Genomic DNA, 11,045 nt, shown 5'->3' on the forward strand with positions numbered 1-11,045 from the left:
CCGTTTATTTGTTAAGCTTAATTAACAATATAACGAGATACTATTTAATGCAACTACTATTTTACTTTTCTTTTTTTACGGGTTAATACCTGCTTCTTATTCTCTTCATTCCAAAGGGATACCTGATATGCCTGAAAATCAGTAAGCAGCGCACTCACGTGAACATACCCTTCTGGCAATCTTGATTGGGGCTTGCCTTTCATGAGTTCATCCACGACTTCTTTATCAATATTTGTCAGCTCCAGAAGTGCTGGAAGTGGTGTTTCCAAAGCATCGGCAATGGATTCCATGATTCTAAGTGATGGATTGGCTTTATCATGCGTAAGATCAGACATAAAAGATGTTGATACACCTGATCTTTCAGACAGTTCTTTTTTATTGATGCCCAGTTCTTCGATTAGACGTAATATGTTTGTTAGAAGAATTTTATTGTACAAGTTATCGATCCATTTAATAAATGTAGTCTGTTTCTTTATCTGGTAAAGTCAACCCATTGTTTGAGAACAACTTTAAACTTAAAAATATGACCAGGTGCGACAATATGTCGCACATAAACATTAACTTACACCATGAGCCCGCTACTGTATACCAAAAAAAACTGATAATAAAGAATGTTAAATTACCGAACTGGTTATGTATAAATAAAATTACGTAATATAAATTACTTACAAAAGTTATGAAGAAAACAGCTGGAACATTAAAAACAACTCAAAAAGATAAAATCAGCACAGTAACCTCACTAGAACTGGCCTTGGATTTAATTGAAGAAGACCCTAACCAGCCTCGCAATGAATTTGACCCCATTACCTTACAGGAGCTTGCAGATACTATTCGTCTGCGTGGAGTAAAAACACCCATTTCTGTGCATCCCAATTTACAAAAGGAGGGACACTTCATCATTAATCACGGGGCACGTCGTTATCGTGCCTCTATTCTTGCCGGGAAAGATTCAATCCCTGCATTCATTGATTCTGATTATACGCAATCAGATCAATTGATTGAGAACCTGCAACGAGACAATTTAACGCCAAGAGAAATAGCCGATTTTATCGGTCGGCAGGTATCCAAAGGGTTGAAGAGCGTGGAAGTTGCCAACGAAATTGGAAAATCGGAAACGTTTGTGTCACAACATCTCAATTTACTGAATTTACCTGACCCAATCGCGAAATTATTCAATTCAGGGGAAATTCGTGATGTAATCGTTATTAACGATCTCTTAAGAGCTTATAAGCAGGATCAAGCAAGATTAACTAAATGGTTAAATAATCCCGATCAAGAGATAACTCGCAGTTCAATTAGACTTTTCCGTGAATTTATAAAAAATAAAGACACTCATTATCAAGAATCAAATGATATTACTCATGAAGATGTAACTGCTGTAACTGTGAATCCTAATCCGGCGACTAAATCCATTCCTCCAATGGCTACAATGGTAAAATTGATCGATGAGTTTTATGTAATTATAAAGAATAAAAACAGTGTTCTGGATAAAACACTGACGCTGTTAAGTAAAGAAGAAAAAAATCAATTAGCCTATTTACTCAACAAGCTCGTTACGTTTGGAAAAACAATTAAAGGTGATTAATTTAAGAAACAGGCACAAAAACAACCGAAATAATGGTTGTATTATTTAGCTAATATTCTTTATACTGGAATTTGTCAAAGAAGGGTTTAAGTAAAAAAACCTTCTAATCCATTTTTAGGGTTTATAAAGGGAGTTTGCTTTTAATGAAAAATGTGCCAGTTTTAATAAACACAATCAAACAAATGAAAAAGCCACCCAAAGATCCTATAAAAAGCTTACAGCTTGATTTATTTTCTCAATTTGTAACCAATGATCAAAGTCAGGTTTCTAACACGATTGAGCTTTGGGAGCGAATACCAAAGTATTTCTTTACAGCTAAACAAGTCGAAAAGCTGCGTACTATTGATGGGCTAGCAGAACCGTACGAATGGGCCTATACGGAAAATGGAAACGAATACACAGTTTCGATTCAACCGGCATTGATTAAACAAAAAGATAGAAAATACAAAGCTTTTTTTCCAGGCGTCACAGAAGAACTTGTAGAAGAGGCGCTAAAAAAGATATTTAGTGATCAGCAATATGCTATTCATGACCCTGAAAAAACAGAAAGTTGGATTAAATTCACATTAGGAATGATACAAAAAGCACTTAAAACAAAGGGACGATCAAGAAGCATTGATGAAATCAAGCAAGCTATAGAGGTCATGAACAAATGTAATATCGCCCTATATAAGAATAAAAAAGAAATATGGAGCGGCGCCATTCTACAAGATCTTGTAACCGTTGGTCGCGAGGAATACCTCGCTTCTACCGATACACATCACATCGCAAGATTACCTCTCTTCATCAGCCACAGTATAAACAACCTTGATTATAGACAATTTAACTATGATCGCTTGATGAGTTGTGATGAGCAACTAACCCGATGGCTATACAAACGACTAATCAACCGCTTTACCCAAGCCAGCCACATCACAGAATATTCATGTATGTATTCAGATATAAAACAGGCAAGTGGACTATTACAACAGAATAAAGAAGGAAACAATCGAAGCAAAATTCTATCAGCCTTTAATGAATTAAAAGAAAAAGGCGTGATTCTTAGCTGTAAAATTAACGAACGTAAAATTGGACGAGCTATAACAGATATAAAATATACAATTAAAGCAACACCACAATTCATTAAAGAACAAATAGCTTCTAACAAACGAACAACTGATATAAGAACAATAGCGCAAAAATCAGGCATACGAGTTATCAAAAAAACATAGTGGTAGGTTTAACCAGCAAATGTTATAGGTTTAACCAGCAGATAAGCTGAGAAGTTATAGGTTTAACCAGCAAATGTTATAGGTTTGACCAGCTAATAGTTATAGGTTTATCCAGCAGATAATAAATATGTTATAGGTATGACCAGCAGTTAAACTAAGAAGTTATAGGTTTAACCAGCGGAAAAGCTAAGAAGTTATAGGTTTAACCGGAAGATGATATAGGTTTAACCAGCAGATAAACTAAGAAGATATAGGTTTAACCAGCAGTTTAAAGCTGGGATATAGGTTTGACCAGCAGTTAAACCAGTTTTTTTCACACAAGTAATTGATAATATATACTATTCTACCTGTGGATAACTTTCTATTCTTTTCTTCTTTTAATCATATAAAAACATTCTGAACTTTATTGTAATATGTCTTTATAACCACCTAGATTATATTTAAAATACTTCCAAATTATACACATCAAGAACAATAGTAAAATAAAAGGTACATCAAAGAAATAAAAGCTTCATTCAACTACTTTAAGGCACATCTAAGACGATATAACAATAATACATAAGGTATTGCATCAACTTATATTTTAATAACCTGAAATCAAACTTAAATCAATTTCATTTCATTTGAACCTAAATACTATTTATTGTAAAAAACAAACTAAAAAAATTAACTCCAAGAAAAAAACAGAAAACAAAACTTTGAGTAATTGACTTAATCGCGTTTGATAATTAAAGATATTAGCAACTATGAAGAAACGTTTACTTGTAATGAACGGACAAAAATTAGTTCAAAACGATTTTACTGGCGAGTGGAAAACAGAGAAAGTAAGCAAAGCTGAGGGCATCAAACCTGGCCTATATAACTTATACAACGCTGTTAATGCAGACCAATCAAAAGACAATATTGGAGAAGTAATCCATATCGACAAAAAAGAAAATGTGCTTTATCAAAAGAATGGATCTCAATATATTAAGCATGATTTAAGCTGTTTCGACCAAATCCCCGAAACAGGCCACATGATGAATATTAAGTACGAAAACAACAAAACAAGTACAACTGAAGTTTCTAATAAACTTATTCAAAAAATCAAATTATAACCGATGATTTAAGGATAAAAATGTTACAAAGAAAAAGTATACAAGTACCTTTTATCATCCATTACGACAGTAATTTTATTGCACTCTTCTCTAATGATTAATTATTACGTTTTAACGTACAAATACTTGTACGTTAAAAGTTATAGATAATCATTTATATCCTTTCCTCGCTTTTCTAAAACCAATTTAATACCTTCGTCAATTAATGCAGTAAGACTAGAATTTTCATGGATAGCTAATAATTTCAGTTCCTTTTTTAGAATCTCGCTCTTTGGGTACCAAGGAACATTACTAACCACCCTACTCTTTGTTTTTACTTTTGGTCCTGTTTCATTGGGAATGCTACTTATTTTTTTTTCGTTTGTACGTACATGTGTTTGTACGTTCATATCTTCAGCGAGAGAAGCAAGAGCATTTATTCTTTTTTTATTAACCATTTTCAGAAACTCCTTTTTCTAAATCTATTAAAAGAGGATTTATAGCAATCTTTTTCTCTAGCCATTTAAACAAAACCTTTATTTCTTCTGCAGCCTTACTTTTAGGATCATACTCAAGAACCGAAAGACTACATATTGCAGCGTCCTTATACACCTTTAGATTCGTAGTTTGTTGCTCAGGACTACCAAAACCAAGTCCCGATAATATAATTCGAGTTTCTTTTGCTTCTTGTCCTCTTGCTTGAGCTTTCGTGATAATAAAAGCACCATTTTTCCCTAATCGTCTAATTACAGATGCAGTGGTACGTTGAGCAGGTACATCAAAACCACCAGAACCACAAGGTATAAGACAAAAATCAGAACGTGAAATCGCATCATTCACAAGAGGAGTATCAGCGCCTTGAGTATCAATAAAAACTCTATCTACCCCCTTTTCTTCTGCTAATTCTAGTAATTTAAAAAGCATATTTTGATCTGATGCTTCCATAACAAGTGGATTATTCTGATCCTCTCGTTTTTGAAACCATTCAAGGGCTGTTTTTTGTCCGGCATCCGCATCAATTAACAATGTGATTTTATTAGCCATTGCACTTGCAACTGCTAAATTTGTAGCAAGAGTTGTTTTTCCTGCCCCCCCTTTCTGCGTGGCTATAGTAATGATTTTCATGAAGCCCTTAAACGTTGTTGTATATTAACGCACAAATGTACCAATATTAAAATACATTTATATTATAACGTTAATATATCACAACGTATGTACGTTAATTGAATTTTCACAAAATATTTAACGTGAATACGTATTAATGTATTAACATGTGTACGCATGTATATTTGTACGTTCATACTAGAATCTTTGTAAGATATCCTGATCTAGTACGCAAATGAGCCATATTTTATGAGGCCCAGATAACGTCAATACATAATAACGTACAATCGTACAATCGTACAATCGTACATATACGGTGATACCTTTATATAGTTACGTTAATATATCATAACATTTGTACGTTAAATGAATTTTCACGTAATGTCTAACGTTAATACGTATTGATGTATTAACATATATACGTATGTATAGTTGTACGTTAATACTAGAATCTTTATAAGATGTCCTGATTGAGAACGCAAAAGAATCATGTTTTTATGAGGTCAATATAACGTCAGGACGTAATAACGTACATTCGTACATACAAGATGAAACTTTTGTATAGTTGCTTTAATATATCACGTACGTTTGTACGTACAATGGATTTTTCTCTAATAGTTTACGTTAAAATATATGTACGTATGTATAGTAGTACGTTAAATATTAATATAATTTAGGGTTTTAGTCTCTTACAAGTTAAATGATGTCAAGAAAATATGTCTCCAGAAAATCCTGGGGGATTAAGTAAATGATTTAAAAAATGGTAAATGCTGTTATTTTTTAACAGGTTGCGACAGCTGCTCGACCATTACGCGTTAGATAGTATCGGTAGGTTTTAGCGACACGTTTGAGGTATCGAGAGAGCTATCCGACGGAAACATAAAGAAGATAATTTTTCAGATCGGAACGACGAAGACCGCAAATATTGTATTCCGGTCGTTGGATAGCGAGTAATAAAGCATGTTCCCGAACAACAGAAAGGGCTAGGATCCTGGCTAATTCCGTCAAAAATCGACCGATATTTTTATTTTGTAGTGTAGATAACAAATAAACTGTCCCGATTATCTTTAGCGTAAGGAGGGTTGTATAAGCCCTATAGAAAAATAAACGTAGAGAAATCGGCACAACGCAGTCGCAGAAAGGAATTTGTTGATTAATATAGGGGTAGTTATTACATATTAAAACGCCTCTCGCACAGTAAGGTGGTTAAATGGCACCATGCGTTTGTGCAATACGCCGAATACAACCAATTGTTGCTCATACACAACGTAGTAAATGACATGACTTGAGCAGGGAAAACTTAATACGTTCGGTCCAACATCTGGCCTTGATTTACCGAGAGAAGGTGTTTCAGCCAGCAATCGAATCGTTTGCTGAAGTTCTGATAAATATTTTTGCGACTGCGCTTTGCTCCATTGTCTGATCGTAAAACGGCGTATTTCAATAAGGTCGGTCTGAGCATCTGGGGTTAAACGAAAACCAGGCATTAGTCGTACTGATCAGTTTCTAATGTACCAAAAAAAGAATCGCCATCAACGATGTTGCCCGCCTTGATATCCATTTGGGCTTGGACGGCTCTCGATTGCAAAAATCGAAGCTTGAGCGCCTCAATGCTTTCGTATTCATCCATCGAGATGACTACAGCAACTGGTTTCCCGTTTTTGTTAATTTGAATTGGGGCACGCTGCGCTTTTAACAGCATGTCGCCAAATTGAGTTTTTGCTTCATTGGCAGAAAGTGCATCCATTATTGTGACCTTATTAATATCGTTCGAATCGTTCATTATAATCGAATCGTGCCAATTAGGTCAAAATCTAGTCTCTTCCAATATGAAATTAGTCTGAAGGGGTTTGCGCATTTCCAAGGAAAAAATAGTCAAAACAAATTGGTCATTATGTGAGGCATGGTGATCGACATGGATGAGTAATCGTTTTATATGAGTACCAGCTTCTTTTTGCCTTGTAATCGATCTAGCCAGAACAATGCAGCTTGTCCACGATTTCTGGTGCTCAAGGTCAGCATGCCGTCCTTTCTTACGGTGATGTCTGTCTTCATACAACGTCCGCGTAAGTAATCGGATGAAAATCGTAATTCTCCGCTGACAAAGCGTAGGCACTCGAACAAATCGCTTACTGTAAATTCGTCGCCATCGACCAAATCTTGATCTGATAAGCCCCGTGGTCGAGCATCTGCAAAAGACAAAACAGCCAGAGCGAAAATGAGTCCAAAAGACGCCCATTCAGCGATATCGGCGGATTCTTCCTCGTCAGCGACTCCCAACATCAGATCAATCTGGAGGAAGATATTTTCCCCGTCAGTACAGGTTTGAATAAGTGGTTTGCCGATTCTGAATTCGACCAGCGAGGCTGATTCCAGGAGTTGGTAACCGGCGCTGCGGTCATGATGCTTCATGATATTTCTTCAGCTTGCGATAGGGTAGAGTAGCTTCTTCTGGTGTTACCTTTTATTTTGTTAGAAAAATAGTCAAAATAATTCCAGCAGAAATTAAAGTAATAAATGAAGCAATAATATTCAATATTGCAGTTTGTCTTGAAGTTGTCATTGTTTTGCAGGCTTCATTGAATTCAGTTTGCAAATCAGCTTTCCAGCGCTCAATAATAATATTGGATTGTTCTTCCATCACTCGCGCAATTTCATTTTTGCTTGTCGTTATTGTTGTATTGAGAATTCGGTCAGAATGGTTTTTAGCTTGAAGTGATAATTCAGAAACAGTCACTTCAAGTTCACTTCGGAAATTATCCAACAATTCCTGCTGTGCAGCCTTGCTATCCGAAATGAGGCGATCATTCATGGTATGCAATATCATGATGGGATCATCTTTTGATACGGCTATGCCATGTACGGAAGCAATCTCCTGAATGGCTTCATCAATCTTTTCATCGATCGTACTCATGCTAATACGGCTTGTGCCCCTTCTAATTGCTCAAAGAGTTGGCTTTTAACTATTTTAAGCCGTTGGCGCATCATAATTGTTAATTCTGGTTTATCTATCGCATCATCAAAAGTCAGTTTAGCTTGTAACATTTCACTTAAATCACGACCGAAAGTTTCAGCCTTATAGTCGGGTATTTTGATAATAGCTGATACGCGGCTTTTGTTATCCAAGTAAACTTTCATTGACTCGAAACTCTTTCCATTGGATTCTATCTTTCCCCAGAAAGGGTTAAGCCACACGACAAAAGCAATATCACTCGAGAACTGTTTAATCATTAAGTCAAACCCATTTAATGTATCTGATAGTGCCTGACCGCCAGTAATTACGGTATGCACGATCAACTCATGTCCCATTTCTTTAAGCAGGGCAGGTATGTGGTTACTAATTAAATAATGGGATAAGGCCACGAAGGTGCTGGCGCCGTTATCAATTACTACATCTGATTTACTTTTGGAGATTAATTCAACCAAATTATCAAATTTACGAGGATCAATTTCATCGCCTTCCATTAAATCCAGTTTTTTAACATTTAATTTCTTAAACCCAAGGAAAGTGGCATTCACCGGATCGGTATCAATACAAAGCGTATCTTTTTTCTTGGCGTAACAATGTTGTGCAATGATTGATGCGATGAAAGATTTACCAACGCCTCCCTTGCCTTGCAATACCATATGTATTTTAGCCATTATGAATAATCCTTTGAGTTAAATTATGGAGAAATAATACTTCTGACATCATTGGATGAATCTAAAACAATTTTATAGTCATCCAACAAGATCATCTAAATTGGATTCATTATTCCATTCAAAACCTTCCGCTTTACCTGCATCCTTCGCTAATTTCTGTGTTTCTTTTGCTTCAGTTTTTGGTTCTAGTTCATTTTCTTTACTTATTTTTTTACCACTTCCTTTTCTTTTAAAAGCCGTGTATTCGGTGTGTTTTTTAACCAGCCTCAAGAACACTTGATAGCTAATTAAAATCTTTTTTTCTTCATGCAATAACTGCCAGATATCCTTAACCGACCACCCAGTATTGATTGCTGAATTTATTTCATCGCGCAAAACAAAGAAAATCGCAAGATTTCGTTTTGCATGTTGAGAATCACTATGCGCTAACTTTTCAGCAAGACGCGCAGAAATATCCTTTTTCATAGCACTTATAGAGCCCAGTACAGTATTAGTAATAATTATTGACTATAAGTTGTATTGAATGAACACACAAGCATTACCATTCAATCAAGAGCATTAAGAAGTAACTCTGAAGTAATTAAGAGTAATTACTAACATACATACTATACGCGTAATTCGTTAAAATAGACTACACTTAAATAAGTTACAACAATAATGTTATACTCAATCAAGGACAATTACTACAAAATAGGGCAGGATATGTGATGTTAGCTAACAAGTAAACTTGTCATCCAACATCACAAGGATCTTATTCGCACGGTGTGCTCAACGATAATCCTGCTCTGCGAGGCAATGGCAAAAGCAGACGCAGACGCAAATGCGAAGTCCGAAGTAGAGGCAACACCCAATAAATGAAATAAGAAACACGAAAGCAATCGAGAAAACCAAGAACCAACCAAAGCAATGAGTGAGACAAACCCAAAGCATAAAAGAAAATACAAACTCCATCTAAGGGTTCCAGTTGAACCGGAAGAAGGAAAAATCATCAGGGAGCAAGCTGAAAAATGCGGCCTGAGTATTTCAGAATATTTAAAAAAACTAGGCTTAGGTTATGAGCCCACCAGCATCATGGACAACAAAAAAGTAAACGAACTGGCAAAAATAAACGGTGATCTAGGCAGGCTAGGGGGGCTTTTAAAATTATGGTTAAGCGATGATCGGCGTGCAGCCCATTTTGACAAGAAAACAATTAATGGTCTGTTAAAAGACATTGAAGAAACCCGCACACAAATGACGGCCATCATGATGAAAATCATCAACTCAAAAAAATAGAAATCCAAGAGAATTCGATTAAAAAATAATCATGATAGCCAAACACATCCCAATCAATTCAGTTAAGAAAAGCAACTTTGCCGGACTGGTGAATTATATTGTTGACCCACAAAACAAGACTGAGCGCATCGGTTTAATCCGAGCAGTTAATTGTTACTCGGATCGTCCGGATTGTGTGGTTGCAGAAGTACTTAATACGCAGCAGATGAATCAACGCGCGATTTCTGACAAAACCTATCACCTGGTGGTTAGTTTTCGTGATGATGAACTATCCGAAGCTACTTTGCAGCAAATAGAGGACCAACTCTGTGATGGCCTAGGCTTTGGTGAACACCAACGACTCAGTGTGGTGCATCATGACACTGATCATCTGCATATGCATATTGCGATCAACAAAATTCATCCAGAAAGGCTTACGATCCATAACCCCCATTATGACTATAAAGTCATTGGTGAGCTCTGTGAAAAGTTGGAGCAAGAGTACGGATTAACACCGGATAATCACGAAACAATCAAACGCGGTGCGCAGGGTAGGGCGTCCAATATTGAGTTCAAGGCTGGATCGGAGAGTCTTATAGGTTGGATGCAGCAAGAATGCCTGGCGCAGATTCAAGCTGCGACAAGCTGGACTGAATTACACCAAGTATTAAAGGATCATGGCCTCGAATTGCGTGAGCGCGGTAATGGTTTTGTATTTGTTTCCGGTAATGGGATTGGTGTTAAAGCCAGTTCTATTGACAGAGCCTTATCAAAGGCCAATTTGGTTAAGAGGCTCGGTGATTATGTCGGGGTTGATGACGATACAACAACAAAAAAACAATATTCAAAGCAATATGAACCCAGGCCACTTCGTAACAAAATTGATACATCAAAACTATATGCGCAATACACAAAAGAGCAGAATGAGGCGGCAATACAGGGAAAAAACCAATGGAATAAACTGCGTGATAAAAAGAATCAGGCCATAGAAGCAGTCAAAACCAAAGCCAAGTTAAAACGACTACTGATCAAAAATGTTACTGCGGGTAGGCTGTCCAAAAAAATAATGGCTGCGTCTGTTTATAGTGAATTGAAAACAAGGATCGACGCGATTAATAAAGACTTTAGGGAAGGATATCAAGCCTCAAAAGCAAGCCATAAAAGAATGGACTG

14 protein-coding genes are annotated in these 11,045 nt (G+C 36.3%); 5 read left to right on the forward strand and 9 right to left on the reverse strand.

The features are described from left to right. Nucleotides 1-56: 56 nt before the first annotated feature. Entirely contained in the window at nt 57-437 is a 381-nt protein-coding gene (locus C8R34_RS15375; RefSeq protein WP_110342073.1) for a helix-turn-helix domain-containing protein, read from the reverse strand. A gap of 239 nt (nt 438-676) precedes the next feature. Here C8R34_RS15375 and C8R34_RS15380 point away from each other — a divergent pair, with 239 nt between their 5' ends. The 3 genes from C8R34_RS15380 to C8R34_RS15390 all read left to right on the forward strand — a co-directional run bounded on the left by C8R34_RS15380 (nt 677) and on the right by C8R34_RS15390 (nt 3,893). Continuing rightward, complete coding sequence (locus tag C8R34_RS15380; RefSeq protein WP_110342075.1) at nt 677-1,585, forward strand: ParB/RepB/Spo0J family partition protein; 909 nt, start codon at nt 677-679, stop codon at nt 1,583-1,585. Between the two features lie 143 nt (nt 1,586-1,728). Next, the gene (locus C8R34_RS15385; RefSeq protein WP_110342077.1) at nt 1,729-2,796 is read left to right on the forward strand and encodes a hypothetical protein; all 1,068 of its coding nucleotides are present in this window, start codon (nt 1,729-1,731) and stop codon (nt 2,794-2,796) included. A gap of 746 nt (nt 2,797-3,542) precedes the next feature. Further along, a complete protein-coding gene (locus tag C8R34_RS15390; RefSeq protein WP_110342079.1) occupies nt 3,543-3,893 on the forward strand; it encodes a KfrB domain-containing protein in 351 nt (116 codons plus the stop codon). Between the two features lie 140 nt (nt 3,894-4,033). Here C8R34_RS15390 and C8R34_RS15395 read toward each other — a convergent pair whose 3' ends face one another. The 8 genes from C8R34_RS15395 to C8R34_RS15430 all read right to left on the reverse strand — a co-directional run bounded on the left by C8R34_RS15395 (nt 4,034) and on the right by C8R34_RS15430 (nt 9,083). Beyond that, nucleotides 4,034-4,330 (reverse strand): ribbon-helix-helix domain-containing protein, encoded by a 297-nt coding sequence (locus C8R34_RS15395; RefSeq protein WP_110342081.1) that lies wholly within the window; start codon nt 4,328-4,330, stop codon nt 4,034-4,036. Continuing rightward, nucleotides 4,323-4,997 carry an AAA family ATPase gene (locus C8R34_RS15400; protein WP_110342083.1) on the reverse strand — a complete coding sequence of 225 codons (675 nt, stop codon included), beginning with the start codon at nt 4,995-4,997 and terminating at the stop codon, nt 4,323-4,325. Before C8R34_RS15400 ends, C8R34_RS15395 begins: the two co-directional genes overlap by 8 nt. A 1,157-nt stretch (nt 4,998-6,154) precedes the next feature. Continuing rightward, nucleotides 6,155-6,463, reverse strand: a complete 309-nt coding sequence (locus C8R34_RS15405) for a type II toxin-antitoxin system RelE/ParE family toxin (RefSeq protein WP_110342085.1) — start codon at nt 6,461-6,463, stop codon at nt 6,155-6,157. Next, on the reverse strand, nt 6,463-6,759 hold the full coding sequence (locus tag C8R34_RS15410) for a type II toxin-antitoxin system Phd/YefM family antitoxin (RefSeq protein WP_219999593.1): 297 nt from the start codon (nt 6,757-6,759) through the stop codon (nt 6,463-6,465). The genes C8R34_RS15405 and C8R34_RS15410 overlap by 1 nt, the downstream gene beginning before the upstream one ends. Before the next feature lie 149 nt (nt 6,760-6,908). After that, the gene (locus C8R34_RS15415) at nt 6,909-7,388 is read right to left on the reverse strand and encodes a hypothetical protein (RefSeq protein ID WP_110342089.1); all 480 of its coding nucleotides are present in this window, start codon (nt 7,386-7,388) and stop codon (nt 6,909-6,911) included. Between the two features lie 52 nt (nt 7,389-7,440). Next, nucleotides 7,441-7,890, reverse strand: coding sequence for a conjugal transfer protein TraM (locus C8R34_RS15420; protein WP_110342091.1), 450 nt, complete (start codon nt 7,888-7,890; stop codon nt 7,441-7,443). Then, nucleotides 7,887-8,618 carry an ArsA-related P-loop ATPase gene (locus tag C8R34_RS15425; RefSeq protein ID WP_110342093.1) on the reverse strand — a complete coding sequence of 244 codons (732 nt, stop codon included), beginning with the start codon at nt 8,616-8,618 and terminating at the stop codon, nt 7,887-7,889. Before C8R34_RS15425 ends, C8R34_RS15420 begins: the two co-directional genes overlap by 4 nt. 78 nt (nt 8,619-8,696) lie before the next feature. Beyond that, complete coding sequence (locus C8R34_RS15430) at nt 8,697-9,083, reverse strand: TraK family protein (protein WP_110342095.1); 387 nt, start codon at nt 9,081-9,083, stop codon at nt 8,697-8,699. Between the two features lie 441 nt (nt 9,084-9,524). Here C8R34_RS15430 and traJ point away from each other — a divergent pair, with 441 nt between their 5' ends. Continuing rightward, the gene (gene traJ / locus C8R34_RS15435) at nt 9,525-9,893 is read left to right on the forward strand and encodes a conjugal transfer transcriptional regulator TraJ (protein ID WP_110342097.1); all 369 of its coding nucleotides are present in this window, start codon (nt 9,525-9,527) and stop codon (nt 9,891-9,893) included. A gap of 31 nt (nt 9,894-9,924) precedes the next feature. Next, nucleotides 9,925-11,045: TraI/MobA(P) family conjugative relaxase (traI, locus tag C8R34_RS15440; protein WP_110342099.1), on the forward strand; the 1,121-nt coding region annotated here is incomplete at its 3' end.

The organism is Nitrosomonas sp. Nm84, assembly GCF_003201565.1.
GTDB lineage: Bacteria > Pseudomonadota > Gammaproteobacteria > Burkholderiales > Nitrosomonadaceae > Nitrosomonas.